Origin of the sequence: Pseudomonas sp. 3296 (assembly GCF_031456615.1) — a bacterium.
Lineage (GTDB): Bacteria > Pseudomonadota > Gammaproteobacteria > Pseudomonadales > Pseudomonadaceae > Aquipseudomonas > Aquipseudomonas mucoides.
Window position 1 is genome coordinate 317,753 of record NZ_JAVDUY010000008.1, and the last position, 18,987, is coordinate 336,739.

Below are 18,987 nucleotides of genomic sequence, written 5' to 3' on the forward strand. Positions count from 1 at the left end.
TCTCGCGAACCCCTGAGCAGGGGATGAACCGGGCACTGAACGCTGTGTATTCGTCGCTGTATCGCCATCATCACTGTGAATGTGCCCAAGGAGAAGACGTGGACGCCCGATTGAATGCTTTTCTTGAACGCGCCGATGCTGTTTTGGCCCGTATCGAGCCGCTGCTGCCCGCACCTCGGCAAGCCATCGACTGGAGTCAATGCCTGGCCGCGCGTTGGCAGCGCGAGGGGCGCAGCGGTTTTCTGCTGCCGCTGCACGTCAGCCTCGACATGCGCTTGTCCGACTTGATCGGCGTCGACCGGCAACTGGAGCAACTGGGGCGAAATACCCAACAGTTTCTCGACGGCATGCCGGCCAACCACGCCTTGCTCTGGGGCTCGCGCGGCACCGGTAAATCGTCGTTGGTGCGGGCCTTGCTGGCCGAACACGCCCAGGCCGGTTTGCGCCTGATCGAGATCGAGCGCGATCACCTGGCGGACCTGCCGCGCGTGGTCGAGCAAATCGCCAAGTTGCCGCAGCGCTTTGTGCTGTTCTGCGATGACCTGTCGTTCGAGGCGGGCGAGGGTGATTATCGCGTACTCAAGAGCGTGCTCGACGGCTCCCTGGAACAAGCGCCGGACAACGTTCTGCTGTACGCCACGTCCAACCGCCGTCACCTGGTGCCGGAAAAGGAAAGCGATAACGAAAACTGGAAACGCGTCGACGGTGAACTGCACCCCAGCGAGGCGGTGGAAGACAAGATCGCGCTGTCGGACCGCTTCGGCCTGTGGCTGTCGTTTTATCCGTTTACTCAGGAACATTTCCTCAACGTCGTCGAACACTGGATCGGTCAACTGGCCGGCAAGGCCGGGCTTGAGTGGCAGCGTGACGACGAACTGGACATCCTCGCGGTGCGTTGGGCAGGAGGCCGAGGCAATCGCAATGGACGTTGCGCTTATCAATTTGCCCGCTATTGGGTCGGGCTCAAGCTGTTGGAGCACAAAGCATGATTGATTTACAGAAGAGCGGCCAAGGGCTGGATGGTTACGGCATGTTGTGGGCGCAGCTGGAATCGTTGCTGGCGGACGAGCGTGATTTCATTGCCAACGCTGCACAGTTCTCGGCGTTCCTGTTCAACCAGCTCGACGATTTGAACTGGGCCGGCTTCTACCTCAACCGCAACGAAGAACTGGTGCTCGGTCCGTTCCAGGGGCAAATCGCCTGCGTGCGAATTCCGTTCGGCCGCGGTGTGTGCGGGACGGCAGCGTCGACCTTGCAGACTCAATTGGTTGAAGACGTGCATGCTTTTCCCGGACATATCGCGTGCGACAGCGCATCGAACAGCGAACTGGTTGTGCCGCTGGTCAAGGACGGTCGACTGATCGGCGTGCTCGACCTCGACAGCCCGAAACTGGCGCGGTTTACCGCAGAAGATCAGGCCGGCATCGAGCGCCTGGCGGCGATTTTCCTGCGCCTGACCGATTGCTGATCAAGCACCCAAGCCTGCCTTGACCAGCAGGCTGGTCGGGTCGACGGCGTCAATCTGCTGCGGATCGAGGAATCGTTCTGCGTACTGCAAATAAATGCGTGCCCGGACGAACAGCCCGAACAGTTCCGGGTCGATGTGGGCGTCACGGCACATGTTGGCCATGATGCCCAAGGCCTCGCTCAAGGTTTTGGCCTTCTTGTACGGGCGATCGGCAGCGGTCAGCGCTTCGAAGATATCGGCAATCGCCATCATCCGGGCCGGCAGGCTCATTTCTTCTCGCTTCAACTGTTTGGGATAACCGGTGCCGTCCATTTTCTCGTGATGGCCGCCGGCAATTTCCGCGACGTTCTCGAGGTGACTGGGGAAGGGCAGGCGTCTGAGCATCAGGATCGTCTGCACCATGTGATGATTGATGATGTAACGCTCCTCGCGAGTCAGCGTGCCTCGGGTGATGCTCAGGTTATAGAGCTCGCCCCGGTTGTATTTGTACGGCGGGACTTCGAGCTTGAAACCCCACGGATTGTCAGCAGGAATCAGCTCGTTTTCGGGGCGTTCGAACAGGTGTTCGGGTTTGTCCGCCAACAAGGGTTCGCTGACCGGCAGCGTCGGGGCCGGTGTGCGTGCCTGGCGGCGATTCTCTTCCCATGAAACCCCAAGTCGATCATCCAGGGTGCGGGTCCAGGTGCGTTGAGCAATGCCGCGCAATCGTTGCAGGTCGACTTCGGCCATGGCCTCGCCGCCCAGATTGCAGTGGGCGACGAACGCGAAATCATCGTCCAGCCCTGCCAGGCTCGCATTGCGTAATTCGGCCAACTGACGTTCATCACCGCCTTGGGCGATGGCCTGCCAGTAGTTGATCCAGGCATCGCGCTTGAGCACTTCGAAACGCGTGCGGATTTCGTGGATGCGGTCGTTCAGGGTTTCAAGCTTGGTGGCTTTATCGACCACATATTCCGGGGTGGTAACCTTGCCGCAGTCATGCAGCCACGCCGCGATGTGCAGGGCTTCCCATTCATCTTCCGTCGGGTGATAACCGCTGAAGGCCGGCTCCTGACTGGCCGCGGCAGCCTCGGCGAGCATCAGCGTCAATTCCGGCACTCTCTGACAATGTCCCCCGGTGTAAGGGCTTTTGGCATCGATGGCGCCAGCCAGCAGTTGAATGAAAGAGTCCAGCAGCTGCTTCTGCCTGGCTTGCAAACGCTGGCTTTCAATACTTACCGCCGCCGCGCCAGACACCGCCTGGAGAAACGCGATACGGTCCGGGCGCAGCTTTTCCAGGTCGCTTTGTGCGCCGCTGTCGGCCAGCAAAAGGACCAGCAGGCCGACAGTTTCGTTATGCCGATTGTGCAGCCGGATACCGATCAGGTGAACCCGTGGACATTCCAGCGCCAGCAGCACCTTTTGCAGATCGGCTGCGTTTTCGAAGCCCAGGCTGGTGACCACATTGTCGGCGCTGGACAACTGCTGCATCCACTGAGGACTCCGTGAATCCTGGAACTCGTAGCCTTGAATACCAAACGTCGGCAACGCCTGGGAGGTCTCATTGATCACCAGCCCATGGGGTTCCATGCGGTCGCCGTCCTGCTCGCGCAGGTAAATCAGGCCCGCCTGGGCCTGCCCGATCTTCACTGTTTCGAACAGCACCCGTTGCAGCAACGGGGCGAACCGAGTCTCGGCGCTCAGACTGTCAGAGATCTGGAAAAAGCTCGCCAGGGTGTCCTTCATACGCGTCATCGACACGCTCAGTTGGTCGACTTCAAGCACTGGCGAGCGTCGGCTGACGGGAAATTTGAAATTGAAACTGCGGATCGCATCGGCTTCCTGTACCAGTGCGCGCAAGGGTTTGACCAGAATTCTGGAGGTGAGCCACCCCAGCGGCAGGCACAGCAACAACGTTGCCAGCGTGATCAACGCCCCTTGCCAGCGCATGCGGTAGGCATCGACCAGTAATTCATCTTCGGGCACCAACAGCGCCAACTGCAATCCTTGCGGCCCGCCTTCCTGCATGCTGCTGCGGGCCACAATCCATTCGCGACCGGCAGCGTCCAGGCGATTTCCCTCGGACGGATGGGTGAGCAGGGCGCCGAGTGCCGGATTCAGATCGGCCGCCTTGATCAGGCGTGCGGTCTGGTCGTCGACGATCAGGCGGCTGCTGTCGGGATAGGCAACGGCATTGCCCTCGGCATCGAACAGCACGATTTCGGTATGGGGGGTCACCACATGTTTGGCCAGCGTCGCCGACAGTTCGGCGAGAGTCAGGTCGGCGCCCATCACCGCATTTTCGCCGCTGCGCCGGGCTAGCGTCGTCCCGACATGGTGAGTGGAGAAAAAGACATAGGGTTCGGTGGTGATCTGGCCCTCATCGCTGCGAGCACTGGTAAACCAGGCGCGAGTGCGCGGATCGTAGGTTTCTTCAGGGTTATCCTGGCGACTGACGAGCGCCAGGTTTTGATCAAAAAACAACGACTGGGACCGCACCTTCCCGGCGCCGGAAGGGTGTTCAATGCTCCAGACCTGATAGGCCGCATTGTCTGGCGCATTGGTGAGCGTTCTCAGAGCGGGGGTGCGCAGGGGGCGAACCATGAAAAAGTCGCCATTGCCGTATCCCAGGTACAGCGAGGCCAGGTTGGGATTGTCTTTGAGCGACTGGCTAAAGGGTTTCAGCAGCGCGAGCCGTTGCTCCAGAGCGGGCGCTTCGGTCGCCGGGTTGTCCGCCAGCAGGCTCAAGAGATGGCGAATCGGTTCATAAGTGCCCTGCAGGTCCAGGCGGACATCCTGTTCGATGCGGTTGAACAGTTTTTCACTGCTGGACAAGATGATCTGCGTGGTTTGCCGGTAATTGAAAATGCCCAGCACCATGCCTGTGAGCAGCAGCAGGAAGGTAAACATCACGCTGATATGGACGTGCAGCGGAAACCTGCGTTGATCAGGGCGCAGTGGGTTGGACATTACTGGTCTCTCCGTGATGGTTAACACACTGCTCAGCGCCCAAGCATAGTTAAGGCTCCATCATTCTGCTCCTGTCGTTGTGCTCTATTTGTTGTTGCAGGGCGTGCTCCAGCTCGAGCATGGCGTGCTTGATGGCTTGGGTGCAGTCGGCTAAGTTTTCGGGGTGGAACGCTTCACGGCAGGCGCTTTCGAGCGCTTCGCAGCTGTCGATCAACCGACTCGCCTGGACGATGCGCGCCGCCCCCTTGATTTTGTGAGCGATATCGAGGAATGACTGGCGGTCTTTGCACGGTGACAAATCCATCAATTCCTGGCGGTCCAGACGATTGCTGTTCAGCACTTCAAGCAACAGACGTTGATCCAGCTTTGGATTGCCGCCTGTGAGCAGCTGCAGCCCTTCGAGGCTGAACGCGGGGTGGGCGAGCGGTTTGACGCGTTCAATCCACAATCTCAAGGCCGTCAGGCTGAGTGGCTTGAACAGGCAGTCGTCCATCCCCGCGTGTTTGCAGCGTTGTACTTCTTGCGGTTGTGCGTTGGCGGTGAAGCCCAGCAGGGTGCACGCCGTGCGCGCCTGCTGCTGTTCGTACTGGCGAATCAGGCGGGCCAGTTCGTAGCCATTCATGACCGGCATGTTGCAATCGACAATCACCAGATCGAACAGCCCGTGCTTCCATGCCTCGAACCCGGTTTCGCCATCCGTTTCAGCGCAGTGGTGATGCCCCAAAAATTCCAGTTGCTGGCACATGAGCAAGCGATTGGCCGGGTGATCATCGACCACCAGGACGTTCAACGGAGTTGAGTTAGGGTGAACAGTCGCTTCGACGGTTTTCGGTCGCAGGTCTGGCGGCAATGTGGTCAGGTGCAGCACTATCTCGACCTGCGTACCGGCACCGACCTGGCTACGCAACTGCAGACTGCCGCCCATCATCTCGCACAGGGTACGGCTGATCACCAGGCCCAACCCGGCGCCTCCTCGGGTCGGCTGCGCGCTTTGGGTTGCCTGAGTGAATGGCTCGAACAAACGCTGTTGATCATGCTCGCTGATGCCGATTCCGCTGTCCTGAACCTGCACGCGCAACAAAACCCGCTCGGGCTCGTCTGTGGCCTGCCACTCCACCCCAATCCGCACCTGACCCTGTTCGGTAAACTTGATGGCGTTGCTGACCAGATTGGAAAGCACCTGCTTGAAGCGCATCGGGTCCAGCAACACATCGGGTGGCGGATGGGCGGGGCTCAAGTCCAGTAACAGATGCAGGTGTTTCTGTCGGGCGAGGCCGTCGAAGATCCTCACCACCGACGCTACCGTTTCACCCAGATGGACGCGCTCCGGATTCAGGCTCAAATGCCCGGATTCGATGCGCGCAATATCGAGAATGTCCCCGATCAGTTCCAGCAGGTCTTTCGCCGAGTGGTATGCGACGTCGATGGCGGGTCGGTCCGGATGAGCGGGTTCGATTCGTTTGAGGGTCAGCTCCAGCATGCCGATGATTGCATTCATCGGGGTGCGAATCTCATGGCTCATGGTCGCCAGAAAAGTGCTTTTGGCTCTGTTCGCTTCATCGGCGCGTTCCTTGGCGGCTCGAAGGTCATCAAACAGTTGTCGCCGCTCGCTGATGTCAATCCAGCCACCAATGATGCCCTGTACTTCAGCCTTCGAGTCCCGGTAAGGCAACACCCAGTGGTAAATCGTCAGTTTGCGACTGCCGATTTGCAACGTGCGATCGAGAATCAATGGTGTACCTTCGTTTACGACTCGCTGATAGTCAGACTCAAACTCCCGTGCCTCGAACGCGTTGCTCAAGTTGCCTTGAATGACACTTTTACCGATCACGTCTTCGTACTTTGCGCTGAAGGCTTCCAGGTAACTGTCGTTGCAGCTTTGCAGCAGCCCCTGACGGTCCCGTACGTAGATCGGATGCGGCGTGCCGTTGACCAGTGATCGCATGAACTCAAGTTGGTCATTCAATGCGAGTTCAGCCGCCTGACGCTGTTTGATCTGACGACGCATGTAAGCGTTCCAGGCAACAGACATCAGCAGTAGCACGCCAACACCGAGCACCACCTGATAGAACACCCGGTGGTAGTTGCGCCAGGTGTTTTGCGACGTCGAGGAGTAACCCCGCCAGCGGCTGTTGATAATGCCCAGTTCTTGCGGGGTAATGCTCAGCAACGCCTTGTCGAGGATGGCACTCAGTTCTTTGGCATCGCGTGCGGTTGCGAGGGAGAACGCAGCCTGTTGCGTGCCAACGGTGGAACTGATCTGAAGTGTCTGCTCGAAGACTCTGGATGAGATGAAGTAGTTCGCAATCACCAGCGAGGTTACGGAGCCTTCAGCCTTGCCCTCGGCCACCAGTTGCACGGCACTGAAGGTGTCGGGGGTTTCGATCAGAGTGAGGTTCGGGAACTCGCGACGCAGGTAATCCACCATCGGATTACCCTGGGCAATCGTCAGGCGTTTACCCGAAAACTGTGTGAGGTCGTTCGGACTGCCGGCCACTTTGCGCGTCAGCAGGACAAAAGAGTTTTCCAGATAAGGGCGACTGAAATTCAGCAGCGTTTCACGCTGTGCGCTGGGCAGCAGGGCGGCAATCAGGTCGGTCTGATGCTGACCGATACGATCAATCATCTCGTCATCACGTCGGCTGCGTTGGATCTCGAAGCGCAAACCGGTGCGCAACCTGATCAGTTCGAGCAGATCGGCAGCGACACCTCGAAAGTTGCCGTCGTTATCGAAAAATGTCAGCGGCGCAAACGCTTCATTGACCACCACGCGAACCACCGGATGTTGCGCCAGCCAGCGTTCTTCGCGAGTGGTAAGTTGCAGTTTGTGATCGGTGAGAAGAATGTCACTGCCTGCACTCCAGCGTTTGGCAATCTCTTCTCGCGAATGGGTGGGGGTGGCATTCAGTATCGTGTTGATGATCCCAAGCAGTTCCGGGTTGTTGCGGTGCACGGCAAAACTGAAGCCGTGGACTTCGTGTTTACCGAAGTTGGCCATCCGGACGTTGTTCAGGTAACCCTTGTTGATCAGGTAGTGGGTCGAAATGGTGTCACCGAGAAAGACGTCCGCCTGGTCGAACGCGACCGCGTTCATTGCATTCTGGTAAGACGGGTAGGCGGTGATGATCGCCTTTGGATACAGGGCTTTGACTTCTTCCATCGGTAAATAGTGGTACACCATGCTCAACCGCAATCCGGCCAGTCCATCGGACAGGGACCGGGTTTCTCCTTCGCGTGTTACCAGAACCGGTTGGTCCGCGGCGTAAGGTGTCGACAACACAATGTCGGCGTTACGTGCTTCAAATCCGTTGGCGCTGCCGAGCATGTCGACCTCACCGTTTTCCAGCGCCTTGATGGCATCTTCCCGGGATGCGTAGCGCTGAACCTTGACTGGCAGGTCGGTCGCCTTGCCAAGGATGCCGGCGTAATCAGCGGTGAAGCCTTCATAGTCGCTACCGCTGCTGCTCAGGTCGAAAGGCGGGTAATCGGGGGCTGAGCTACCCAGAATCAGTTCGCGTTTGTTTTTGATCCATTGCCGCTGTGATTTATCCAGTTGTACTTCCATGTGCCCGACCATTGAACGACTGAGCAGGGTGTAATGCTCGCTGGCGGAGTGTGTCGCAGACACTGAGGTGCTCAGGCATAAGCCGGCCGTGATCAGTATCAGATAATCCTTTAAACGACTGGGCATCCGGTCTCTCACACTAAGGCGTTGCGTTTTGCCATATCGATAAGTTCAACCAGTGATTTGGCTTTGAGTTTTTGCATCAAGCGTTTTTTATAGGTGCTGACGGTCTTGTTGCTCAGGAACATGCCCTTGGCAATTTCCTTGTTGGTGCGGCCTTGTGCAAACAGTTGCAATACCATCAATTCCCGGTCGTTGACTGACTTGAATAGCTCCAGGTCGGCATATCGCGTGTCATCGCTACGGACGGGGTTCAGTGCCTGGCTGGGGAAGTAGTTGTAACCGGAAAGCACCGCTTTGATTGCACTGACCAGCTCACTCAGGTCTTCCTGTTTGCAGACATATCCCGACGCGCCGGACTGCATGCAACGAATACCGAACAAGGTCGGGCACTGGGCCGTTAAAACAAGGGTTTTTAACGGAGTACACATGGCATTAAAACGGGAGAGAACTTCCAGTCCATCCAGTTTGGGAATGCTGATGTCGAGAATAACCAGGTCTGGCATGCATTCGCGGACCATCTGCATGGCGTCGACCCCGTTATCCGTTTCGCCGACGACTTTATAACCTTCATGTTCGAGCAACATTCGGACGGCAAGACGGATAACGGGGTGATCGTCGACAATAAAAACGGAGTTCATAATCAGATCCCATGCGAGCTCAAATAAAGCGCGCACCTTAGCTCAGATAGTTGAGGGGGCGCATGAACTGACAGGTCGATAGCAGTGATATAGGACAAGTCCTACAGTTGAAGAGGAATGAGACTACGTTCCAGTTCGGGTTTGAATGAGGATCAAGGGAAGTGTTGTATGGAGTAAGTTGATTGTGGAGTGATAGGTTTTTAGGAAGAGGTCAGGGTCAATAAGTTTATAAAGTCTGATTGTTTCAATGATTTTATCAAGTAACCGAGCAACGGTAGCTCTGTTGGTCGGCAGCGTTAAGTTTGTCCAATTTCGCCGGATGTCAGACTACTTGAATGTATTGCCTGATCATTCCAGCATCCGACCCGCGTTCGGACAATCTGAACAGCGGGTCGGGGCGGGGCGGGGGCGTCAGCGGCTTGAGCGACCGGTCATTTCCAGGGCCATTTCACTGGCATAGCTGTCGGTCATGCCGGCGATGAAGTCGATCATCCGCAGGAATGAAGTGTGCAAAGGCCCGCGAGGATCGGGTGCATTGTTGCCCAACAAGTCGAGGATGCGGCGACTTTTGAACGACGGCGTTCGACCATTGTGTTGTTCCAGTGCCGCGCCGCAGAAAGCGTTCAGTAGAATCTCCAGCGTGGTGTAGGCGCCGATTTCATGCAGTGTCTTGCGCTTGTCCTGGAAGATTTTTTTCCTGGCCATGTCTTTGGCATTCAGGACACAGCGCTTGGCCGGGCCATGCATGTGCTCCACCAGATCGCCGGGCAGTGTACCGGCCAGCAGGGCGTCCTGTTGTTCGACGAAGGCCCGGGCCGCGGCATTGGTCAGGTGTTCGATGGCTTTGCCCCGCAGGATGGCCAGCTTGCGTCGACGCGAATCCAGCGGACCCAATTGGCGATAGGTTTCCGGAAGATCGTCGCCCACCAGATTGAGCAGTAACGACTCGACTTCGGCGTACTCCAGCAACTCCATTTCCAGGCCGTCTTCCAGGTCGATCAGCGCATAGCAGATGTCATCTGCGGCTTCCATCAGGTACACCAATGGATGGCGTGCCCAGCGCTGCTCCTCCAGTTGAGGCAGGCCGAGTTTATGAGCGATCTGCTCCAGCAATGGCAGTTCGCTCTGATAACAGCCGAACTTGTGCTTCTTGTAGCCCAGCGAGTCAGCGTGCTTCGCCGTCCAGGGATACTTCAGATAAGTACCCAGCGTGGCGTACGTCAGCCGCGTACCACCATCGAACTGGTGGTACTCCAATTGAGTGAGCACACGAAAGCCTTGGGCATTGCCTTCGAAATTCAGGAAGTCATTACGTTCGACTTCGCTCATGTCATCCAGCCAGCCACGGCCGGCTGCCTGTTGGAACCAGTGGCGGATGGCATCTTCGCCTGAATGGCCGAAAGGTGGATTGCCGATGTCATGGGCCAGGCAAGCCGACTGCACCACCATTCCCAGGTCACTCGGTTCGCACCAGTCTGGCAACGCGCTGCGGATGGTTTCACCGACACGCATGCCCAACGAACGGCCGACGCAACTGACTTCCAGGGAGTGGGTCAGGCGCGTGTGAATGTGATCGTTGCTGGTGACCGGATGGACTTGTGTCTTGCGTCCCAGCCGGCGAAAGGCACCTGAGAAAATAATGCGGTCATGGTCTTTATGGAAAGGGCTGCGGCCTAGTTCTTCCGGGCTGTGCAGCGGTTTTCCGAGGCGTTCGCGGGTAAGCAGGGTTTGCCAATCCAAGGCTGGTCTCTCCGTCAGGTGACTGATGCCTTAGCCTAGAGCCCGGCAGCGTCGATGTCGATGAGCAGCAGTCGCTCGCCATTGTCGAAAAATTGCCCGGCGGTGAGGCAATACTGGTTGCTGGTGGCATCGCGGTACGTGTTGGAAAGTGTAAGCCGACGCTCGTCCCAACCCTCTGCCAGCAAGTGATAGAAATACGGACGCCATGACCAGTTGTGACCCAGGTACCGGGTGTCCGATTCCCAGGCGTTGTTTCGCCATTCAAGGTTGGGCGTCAGTTGCGTGCCGTGGCGATCGCATTGATAGAAACGCAACAGCCAGGGGAATGCGTCCAGCTGGGGCAGGGCGCTGAGCGGTGCGTGGGCTTGGGCCCACGTCTGCAGCAGGGTCATCAGCTCGCCGAGTTGCTGGCGCATGACCATCAGCCGCCCACGCTCAGCCAGTTTTTTTTGAACATACCGTTGGCGCAGCTGTGCGAAGCGCTCGACAAAAGCGTCCGCGGCAAAGAAGTCGGCTTGTGCCTTGGCAAACAGAAAACCCTGCACGTACCGGGAGCCGCACTCCAGGGCAAAACTCAATTGAGCTTCAGTTTCCACCCCTTCGGCAATGATCCAGCAACCGGTTTTCTCGGCCATCTGCGCCAGCGCCTTCACCACATCACTGCTCGGACCGCCCAACGCGGCTGCCTGGAACAAGCGCATGTCGAGTTTGAGAATGTCCGGTTGCAGGGCCAGTACGCGATCGAGTTGAGAATACCCTGCGCCGAAATCATCAATGGCGATTCGTGCGCCTGCCTCTCGGTAGCGAGCCACGACGTTAGACAGGCGCTGAATGTCGCCGCCCAGTTCAGTGATTTCGAAGACGATGCGTTGCGGGTCGACGTTGTGCCTGCACAGTTGTTTGAGGCTTGGTAGCGCTTGATCCGGGCGCAGGCGATTGATCCAGCGCGGGGAAATGTTCAGGCTGAGAAACCAGTCCGAGGGGGCTTCATGCAAGCGGCTCAGCGCGTTGTCGCGGATCTGCCGATCAAGACGCCGCAATGCGATGGCGGGTGTCCTCGGGTCGGCGAAAAGCGGGCCCACCGAGGCCAGTTGACCGTCGACCTGTTGCAGTCGGCCCAATGCCTCGACGCCGGCGATACGGCCGGTGGCGGTATCGATGAAGGGTTGAAAGCAGGCGAGCGGTTGCCCGTCGATCACGAGGCCTCCTTGGTTAAGGTCTTGTTTTTGGATACCTGGTCACCGGATAGGCACACAGGATTGAACCCCTCGATAGAGAAGTTCATCCCGGTGGTATTGCAAGAATGCAGCCAGATAGTGGCTATTTAGTCTTTTCGCGAATTGCTTTGCAGGACCAGCTTGATCAAAGGCCCCAGGCTGGTGCCCAGACGAACCAGCCGAGTCAGGCTGCTGGCGCCGCCGTTGCGGGTACTTTTGCCGGTCAGGAAACCGAGCAGGGTGACGGCTGCCACGCCCCAGAGCGGAGCGTGCTTGATGCCAAAACCGTCCTGCAGGTCTTGCTTCATTCCGCGAATCCGCTGCAAGGGTTGCAGCAGTTCCCGGGACTCGAGGCGGATTTCCTGACGATGCATTTCCATGCGCAGGCGAATCAGCGCCTTGCGCATTTCCGCGCGCGAGCTGTTATTGGGCAGTTGAGGCAGGCTCATGGCAGCAGGCGCTCCCGATCGTTGGCCAATTCTTCCAGGGTGCCATGGAAGGGCGAGGACTCATCGAAGACTGCTGCTTTCAAACGTAATCCACAGAAGATCGCGGCAAGGGTATAGAACACGCAGAGCCCGATGATGGCGGCCAGGCGATAGGTGTCCCAAAACACAATCAACACCAGCGTCGATAATCCCACCAGCAACAGTAATGCAAAGACCAGCGCCAGGCCTGCAAACAGCAGCAAGCTTACAGTGCGCGCTTTTTGTTCCTGCAACTCGATGCCGAACAGTTCGACATGGCTGTGCAACAGTCCGAGAAACGCGGCGCCCAGGCGCCGCGATGAAGCGCTTGTGCCCGTCGCCGACGAGCCGGATTCGCCGATAGACATATCAGCGCCGAGAAGCCAACAGGCCAATCAGGAAGCCTACCCCGGCGGCGATGCCGACCGATTGCCATGGGTTGGCCTGCACGTAATCTTCGGTCGCGGAGACAGCGGCCTGACCGCGTTCGCGCAACGAGTCTTCGGTCAGCTTCAGGGTTTCCCGGGCACGCAACAGACTGTCGTGGATCTGGGTGCGCAGTTCATCCGCCTGATCGCCGGCCAGGGTCGCGGTGTGCTCCAGCAACCGTTCCGTGTCACTGACCAGGGTCTGAAAATCGTTCATCAGGATTTCTTGAGCAGTCTTTGCCTTGATGCTGGCCATGGGTAGATCTCCGTAAGTGGCTTCTGATGGGTTCGAGTATGAGCCTTGCGCGAAGGTTCAGTACAAATGACTGGTACAACTTTTGCTGTGTCGTGGTGCGTTTGCCGGCGCCGACGCGCTGTTGCCGGGCATGATTTCAGGAAAACCTCGACTCAAACAATAAAAACTCGCGCGATGATTTCGCTCTGATGCGCCAAAGCGGTTCATGGGGATCAGTGATTCGATCCACATAAGCCGCAACTTGGTGCGTCAGCAGTCTGCGTGAACTGCTTTGGTGCTTTTTAGCCTTAAGGTCTGCCATTCCATGGAAAATCTGCAAAGCGCTGTGGACAGTCTGGTCCATAGCTCCAATACATTGTTCATCCTCATTGGCGCGGTCATGGTATTGGCCATGCACGCCGGTTTCGCCTTTCTTGAGGTTGGCACGGTTCGGCAAAAGAACCAGGTCAACGCCTTGTCGAAGATTCTCAGTGACTTCGCCATTTCGACCCTGGCCTACTTCTTTATAGGCTATTGGATTTCCTACGGAGTGACGTTCCTGCAGCCGGCGGCGGTGATCAATGCCGACCATGGTTATGGACTGGTGAAATTCTTTTTCCTGCTGACCTTTGCAGCCGCCATTCCGGCGATCATTTCCGGCGGCATTGCCGAACGCGCCCGGTTCGTCCCGCAATTGTGCGCGACCGCGCTGATCGTGGCGTTCATCTATCCCTTTTTCGAAGGGATGATCTGGAACGGCAATTATGGCTTGCAGACCTGGTTGCTGGCGCGATTCGGCGCCAGCTTCCATGACTTTGCCGGTTCCGTGGTGGTGCATGCCATGGGCGGCTGGTTGGCCCTCGCGGCGGTGTTGTTGCTCGGGCCGCGACAAGGACGCTATCGCGATGGCCGTCTGGTGGCGTTTGCTCCGTCTAGCATTCCCTTCCTCGCTTTGGGTTCGTGGATCCTGATTGTTGGCTGGTTTGGCTTCAACGTCATGAGCGCCCAGACCCTGCAAGGCGTGAGCGGACTGGTGGCGGTGAACTCGTTGATGGCCATGGTCGGCGGAACCGTGGCGGCGCTGATCGTCGGGCGCAACGACCCCGGCTTTCTGCACAACGGCCCATTGGCCGGGCTTGTGGCCATTTGCGCCGGCTCCGACCTGATGCACCCGGTGGGCGCGCTGGTGACCGGCGCCGTCGCCGGGGCGCTGTTTGTCTGGTGCTTTACCGCGGCGCAGGGTAAATGGCAGATCGACGATGTGTTGGGTGTGTGGCCTTTGCACGGTCTGTGTGGCGTGTGGGGTGGTATCGCGTGCGGCATTTTTGGCCAGGCTGCGTTGGGCGGCCTGGGCGGTGTAAGTCTGATCAGCCAGTTGATCGGCACCTCGCTGGGTGTGATCGTGGCGCTGGCTGGTGGTTTTACGGTGTATGGAACGATCAAGGCGTTTCATGGATTGCGCTTGAGTCAGGAAGAGGAGTACTACGGCGCGGATTTGTCGGTGCATAAGATCGGCGCCGTCAGTCAGGACTGAATCAATTTTCTGCATCTTCAGCTCCGGGATAAAAATCATGGAGCATCCGATAGCGATCATGCCGGATCTGATCGGCCCGCTCCTGTACCTGATGGGCGGGCAGTCCCAGCATGATCAGTGCATGGGAGGCGAGCATCAGGCTGGACTCCAGCAACTCGGGTACGACTTCATTGGCGCCGGCTTCTTTCAGTTCGGCCATTTGGCTGTCATCGCGGGTACGAACCAGAATAGGCACTCTTGAATTGATCCGGCGAGCCTCCTTGAGGATCTCCAGCGCGATGTCAGGTTGGTCCACCGCGATAACCAGCAACCTGGCGCGCGCCAGTCCGACGGCAAGCAGTAATTCACCTCGACGCGAGTCTCCATAATGCACGCTGCTTTCGCTGACGGCCGCTTCCTCGACTCTGACCGGATCGTGGTCCAGTGCAATGTAAGGTTGTTGCTGATGACTCAGGCAGCGCCCGATGGACTGGCCGACGCGCCCGTAACCACAGATGACCACATGCTTGTCCAGATCCGCGTTCAGCGCGCTGATCTCTTCAAGTTGTGCCTCCTCGTTGGATTTTCGATGCAGATGTTTTGCGATGGATGGGGCCGCGCGCAGCAGCAGTGGCGTGACCAGCATCGAACAGAACGTCGCAGCCAGCAGCAAGCCGCCGAGTTGCGCGGGCATCAGATCGCTTTGCTGCATTTGCGCCATCAGCGCAAAGCAGAACTCACCTCCTTGGGCCAGTGCCAGGCCGCTGCGCCAGGCAGTTTCGCCATCGCTGCCACGCCATTTGACCAGCAGCGTCACCACGGTGCCCTTGATCAGCAGCAATCCCAGGGTCAGGCCAAGAATCAGCAGCGTGTGGCTGGCGAACAGATTCAAGTCGATCAGCATGCCGATGGTGACGAAAAACAACCCGAGCAGAATGTCCCGAAACGGGCGGATATCAGCCTCGACCTGATGCCGGTAATGACTTTCGCCCAGCAGCATGCCGGCAAGAAACGCGCCCAGGGCAGGGGAAAGCCCCATCAAGTGAGTCAGCCAGGCGGTCAGCAGGACAATCACCAGCGCCAGCAGTACAAACAGTTCGGCGGAGCGGGCGGCGGCGACTTCATGGAACAGTCCTGGCAACAACCAGCGGCTGGCCAGTAGCAACCCGCCGAACAACACCACGGTTTTTATTAGGGTCAGGGGCAGCGCCCAATACCAGGCCTGATCACTGTTTCCGGCGAACACGGGCACCAGTGTCAGCAGCAAGACGGCCACTACGTCCTGGAACAGCAATACGGCGATGGCATTCTGGCCATGACTGCTGAAAATCTCGCCAAGGCTGGTCAGCTCCTTGCTGACGATGGCCGTGGACGACAGCGCAAGCCCCGCGCCCAGCAACAGCGCGGGAGTGACCGGCATCCCGAACATCATCAGTAAAACACCCAGCAACAGTCCGCAAGCCAGCACTTGCAAACTGCCAAGGCCGAACACCACATGTCGCAGTGCGATCATTTTCGTCAGGGAAAACTCAAGACCGAGGGAGAACAGCAGGAACACCACACCTAACTCGGCAAGGTGTGGTAACCCTTCGCTCTCATCTACCCAATTGAACGCGGTCGGGCCAATCATCAGCCCCACGCACAGGTAGCCGAGGACCGGGGGCAATCGCAGGCGCTGGAACAACGCTATGACCACTAGAGAGGAAACGAGAATAATCAAGAGATTGGCAAACACGAAAAGCTCCGCTGACAGACGCTGGCTACTCAAGCGTAGAAGCAAAAAAAACGTGAGCATTGCTTAAATGGCACAAACGACGCCTGATTTGCGTCAGGGTTATTCCGCCATCATGGCGATTCATGTTGTCGGGCAGAAAATTCGACGGCTCGACGGCTTTTCGGGGCAGGCCTAGAATAGTTACTTAATTTTTTTCGGTTGAGTGCTCATGCCTCCTGAATGTCAGCTGTTCGGCACCCTGGGGTGCCATCTCTGTGAAGTGGCCGAAGCCGAGCTGATGCCGTTGGTTGAACACGGTCTGCTGGTTGAGCTGGTAGATATTGCTGACGATGAAACCTGGTACGCGGCCTACAGTCTGCGCATTCCGGTCTTGCGACGAGTCGATACCGGGGCAGAGCTGAATTGGCCGTTCAGTGCCGACGAGGTGGTGGCGTTCTTGCGTTAAGCGGTTTTTATGCTGGCGATGGTCCCGTCTGTCGAACTTTACGATTGAACCCCTTGGCTTAACCGATGCTCTTCGGATACTGTATGCGTATACAGTTATTCGGAGTGCTGCCTTGATGTCCCGGGTTTCCGGGTTTGAGCAGGCAGTTCCAGGCGTGAGAGGGATGAATCGTGGTCAATGTCGAACAATTGAAAAACAGCGTGAACCGGATGTCGGTCGATGTTGTGCGCGAGGCTGTCCTCGAATTGCGTCTGGACGGTTTGGTGACGGAAGGAAAAACGCCTTTTAACAAATTGCACTTCAACACCTGTTTTGCCGAGATCGAGGCACTGTTCCAGCGTGCGGGTTACCACCGGCAGCTGGATGTCGTGGGCTATCAGGGGTTGTTGTACGCACTTTACGACCCGGCTCGCTGGGAAGCCGTCGATGTGTTGCGCTGGCTCAAGGAATTCACCGAAGCGGCGGCGCGCGCACAGATTCCGGCATGAGGATTCTCTGCTAGGTTCGATTCGGCCACTGTTGGATAATGCTGCCCTGTATTGAGGGTTAGAGCTTTCGTATGTCCACTTCATCTTTTTCTGCCGCACACAACCAGGCCAGCACACTCTACTTGCCGCCGGGTTCGTGGCTGACCGTTATCGATTGCCTGTGCGAACATTTCAGCGCTATCGGTCGCGAACAATGGCTGGACAGGGTGACCCGCGGTCGCGTGCTCGACGGGCACGGAATGCCGATTGCACTTGATCTGCCGTACAAGGAAGGGCTGCGGATTCATTATTTTCGTGAGGTTGCGGACGAAAAGCCGATCCCGGTGGTCGAGTCGATCCTCTATGCCGATGAGCATTTGGTGGTCGCTGACAAACCGCATTTTTTGCCGGTGACTCCGGCAGGCGAGTACGTTGAACAAACGTTGCTGAGAAGATTGATCCGTCGTCTGGATAACCCACACCTGGTGCCGTTGCATCGCATTGACCGGCATACCGCGGGGCTTGTCCTGTTTTCCGCCAACCCGCAGAGCCGATCTGCGTATCAGTCATTGTTTCCGACACGGCAGATTGAAAAATACTACGAGGCAATTGCTCCTGCATTGCCTGATCTGACCTTTCCATTGGTGCATAAAAGCCGGCTCATCGATGGCGAGCCGTTTTTCCGCATGCAGGAAGGTCCGGGAATCAGCAATACCGAGACTGCCGTCGAGGTTCGGGAAAAGAACGGGGACCTCTGGCGGTATGCGCTATACCCGGTGACGGGCAAGAAACATCAATTGCGGGTGCACATGACTGCGCTTGGCGCCAGTATCTGTAATGACCCGTTTTACCCGCAGGTGCTCAAGGACGTTGAAGATGACTATGCCAATCCGCTGAAACTGCTCGCGCAGGGATTGCGGTTTGTGGATCCGGTCACCGGCCAGGAAAGAGCGTTTGAAAGCACCCTCACCTTGCAGTGGTGAAAAAATTCCGGCCACGAAAAAGCCCGCGTCTAGCGGGCTTTGTCTTATCTGGCAAGTGCTGTAAAGATTACAACTCTTTAACGGTACGAACCTGATCCTTGTTGATACGGGTTTCCTTGCCATCCAGCTGTTCGAATTCGTAGAAGCCCGATTTTTCATCGTACTTTGGCGAGTCGACTGCCTGGATTTCGCGGCCGTCATTCAAGGTGATCACTGTCGGCGATGCGCAGCCCGCCAAGGTCGCGAGGCCTGCTGCGAGCATGAGAGTGGCGAGGGTCCGATGGGTCATGGGTGTATCTCCGAATAAGAATTCTTTTGGTTACTGAGCTTGTAGACGTACACAACGCACGCAAGTTCCTTGGCTAGTGTCATTCTGACACGGTATGCGCGCTTAGCAATTGCGGGGTATTGAGGTTGGCCAGTCGAGGGTCGTTGTCTGCGCATTGCAGGGCAGTTGCCTCCAGTTTACGCATGATGCGTCCGGGGCTGCGTTCACCTTCATTCCATGCCGTGTCGAACGCGGCGCGGAGAGCGACAGGGATAACGCACAGCAACGGTTCCCAATGTGCACCTTGGCGCAGCATCAGCGGTTTGTCCGGATGCTGGCTGGCCATTTTGCGCATGCTGAGGAGCAGGGCATCGTCGATGCGGGGCACGTCGCACGGTAAGACCAACAAATAAGGATGACGGGCAGCCTTGAGGCCGGCGCGAATCCCGGCGAGGGGACCGGGAAAATCGCCTTCGTCGTCATGGACCAACTGATCAGCGTAGGGCGCGTATTTGTCCAGGTTCCTGTTGCACGAGATGATCAGGTCATTGCTCAGGTCGCGGGTCTTGCGATACAGGTGCGCGATCAGCGGCGCGCCGTGCCATTCCAGCAACCCCTTGTCCTGACCGCCCATGCGTTGGCCGCGGCCACCTGCCAGGAGCAGAATGGAGCAGGGTGGCAATGCCGGGTTCGAGGTCATGGCGGGTCTCCATGGGGGCGCTGAAAAAGTGAAGCGCTGTGATATA

17 protein-coding genes and 1 pseudogene are annotated in these 18,987 nt (G+C 57.7%); 6 read left to right on the plus strand and 12 right to left on the minus strand.

The features are described 5' to 3' along the window. Positions 1-98: 98 nt before the first annotated feature. Together J2X66_RS23380 and J2X66_RS23385 are read left to right on the plus strand one after the other, a co-directional pair. Entirely contained in the window at positions 99-989 is an 891-nt protein-coding gene (locus J2X66_RS23380) for an ATP-binding protein (protein ID WP_310269087.1), read from the plus strand. Next, entirely contained in the window at positions 986-1,468 is a 483-nt protein-coding gene (locus tag J2X66_RS23385) for a GAF domain-containing protein (protein WP_027925736.1), read from the plus strand. Before J2X66_RS23380 ends, J2X66_RS23385 begins: the two co-directional genes overlap by 4 nt. Here J2X66_RS23385 and J2X66_RS23390 read toward each other — a convergent pair whose 3' ends face one another. From J2X66_RS23390 to J2X66_RS23425, 9 genes and pseudogenes are all read right to left on the minus strand, one after another. Then, a complete protein-coding gene (locus tag J2X66_RS23390; RefSeq protein WP_310269092.1) occupies positions 1,469-4,417 on the minus strand; it encodes an HD domain-containing phosphohydrolase in 2,949 nt (982 codons plus the stop codon). It abuts the gene before it with no gap. 49 nt (positions 4,418-4,466) lie between these two features. After that, on the minus strand, positions 4,467-8,108 hold the full coding sequence (locus tag J2X66_RS23395; protein WP_310269095.1) for a transporter substrate-binding domain-containing protein: 3,642 nt from the start codon (positions 8,106-8,108) through the stop codon (positions 4,467-4,469). A gap of 8 nt (positions 8,109-8,116) precedes the next feature. Beyond that, on the minus strand, positions 8,117-8,743 hold the full coding sequence (locus J2X66_RS23400) for a response regulator transcription factor (RefSeq protein ID WP_027925739.1): 627 nt from the start codon (positions 8,741-8,743) through the stop codon (positions 8,117-8,119). Between the two features lie 200 nt (positions 8,744-8,943). Next, positions 8,944-9,021: pseudogene (locus J2X66_RS30325) on the minus strand (response regulator); the annotation flags it as partial. A gap of 133 nt (positions 9,022-9,154) precedes the next feature. Beyond that, positions 9,155-10,483: a deoxyguanosinetriphosphate triphosphohydrolase gene (locus J2X66_RS23405; protein ID WP_027925740.1), complete on the minus strand. Its 1,329-nt coding sequence runs from the start codon at positions 10,481-10,483 to the stop codon at positions 9,155-9,157. Positions 10,484-10,518: 35 nt separating this feature from the next. Beyond that, positions 10,519-11,682, minus strand: a complete 1,164-nt coding sequence (locus J2X66_RS23410; protein WP_310269098.1) for an EAL domain-containing protein — start codon at positions 11,680-11,682, stop codon at positions 10,519-10,521. A 125-nt stretch (positions 11,683-11,807) separates the two neighbouring features. Beyond that, a complete protein-coding gene (locus J2X66_RS23415; protein WP_123432618.1) occupies positions 11,808-12,149 on the minus strand; it encodes a hypothetical protein in 342 nt (113 codons plus the stop codon). After that, positions 12,146-12,535, minus strand: coding sequence for a phage holin family protein (locus J2X66_RS23420; RefSeq protein ID WP_027925743.1), 390 nt, complete (start codon positions 12,533-12,535; stop codon positions 12,146-12,148). Before J2X66_RS23420 ends, J2X66_RS23415 begins: the two co-directional genes overlap by 4 nt. A gap of 1 nt (position 12,536) precedes the next feature. Further along, on the minus strand, positions 12,537-12,851 hold the full coding sequence (locus J2X66_RS23425) for a YqjD family protein (protein WP_310269103.1): 315 nt from the start codon (positions 12,849-12,851) through the stop codon (positions 12,537-12,539). 304 nt (positions 12,852-13,155) lie between these two features. Here J2X66_RS23425 and J2X66_RS23430 point away from each other — a divergent pair, with 304 nt between their 5' ends. Next, positions 13,156-14,364, plus strand: coding sequence for an ammonium transporter (locus J2X66_RS23430; protein WP_310269106.1), 1,209 nt, complete (start codon positions 13,156-13,158; stop codon positions 14,362-14,364). A 1-nt stretch (position 14,365) separates the two neighbouring features. On the opposite strand, the gene J2X66_RS23435 is transcribed toward J2X66_RS23430, so the two are convergent. Continuing rightward, positions 14,366-16,078: a monovalent cation:proton antiporter-2 (CPA2) family protein gene (locus J2X66_RS23435; RefSeq protein ID WP_310269109.1), complete on the minus strand. Its 1,713-nt coding sequence runs from the start codon at positions 16,076-16,078 to the stop codon at positions 14,366-14,368. A 208-nt stretch (positions 16,079-16,286) separates the two neighbouring features. On the opposite strand from J2X66_RS23435, the gene J2X66_RS23440 reads away from it, so the two are divergent. From J2X66_RS23440 to J2X66_RS23450, 3 genes are all read left to right on the plus strand, one after another. After that, the gene (locus tag J2X66_RS23440) at positions 16,287-16,523 is read left to right on the plus strand and encodes a glutaredoxin family protein (RefSeq protein ID WP_310269111.1); all 237 of its coding nucleotides are present in this window, start codon (positions 16,287-16,289) and stop codon (positions 16,521-16,523) included. Positions 16,524-16,693: 170 nt separating this feature from the next. Beyond that, positions 16,694-17,011 carry a transcriptional regulator gene (locus J2X66_RS23445; protein WP_310269114.1) on the plus strand — a complete coding sequence of 106 codons (318 nt, stop codon included), beginning with the start codon at positions 16,694-16,696 and terminating at the stop codon, positions 17,009-17,011. Between the two features lie 71 nt (positions 17,012-17,082). Continuing rightward, the gene (locus tag J2X66_RS23450) at positions 17,083-17,973 is read left to right on the plus strand and encodes a pseudouridine synthase (RefSeq protein WP_310269117.1); all 891 of its coding nucleotides are present in this window, start codon (positions 17,083-17,085) and stop codon (positions 17,971-17,973) included. Between the two features lie 67 nt (positions 17,974-18,040). On the opposite strand, the gene J2X66_RS23455 is transcribed toward J2X66_RS23450, so the two are convergent. Then, positions 18,041-18,262 carry a YgdI/YgdR family lipoprotein gene (locus J2X66_RS23455; protein ID WP_027925749.1) on the minus strand — a complete coding sequence of 74 codons (222 nt, stop codon included), beginning with the start codon at positions 18,260-18,262 and terminating at the stop codon, positions 18,041-18,043. 79 nt (positions 18,263-18,341) lie between these two features. Beyond that, positions 18,342-18,941, minus strand: coding sequence for a molybdenum cofactor guanylyltransferase MobA (gene mobA, locus J2X66_RS23460; protein ID WP_310269121.1), 600 nt, complete (start codon positions 18,939-18,941; stop codon positions 18,342-18,344). Between the last annotated feature and the right edge of the window lie 46 nt (positions 18,942-18,987).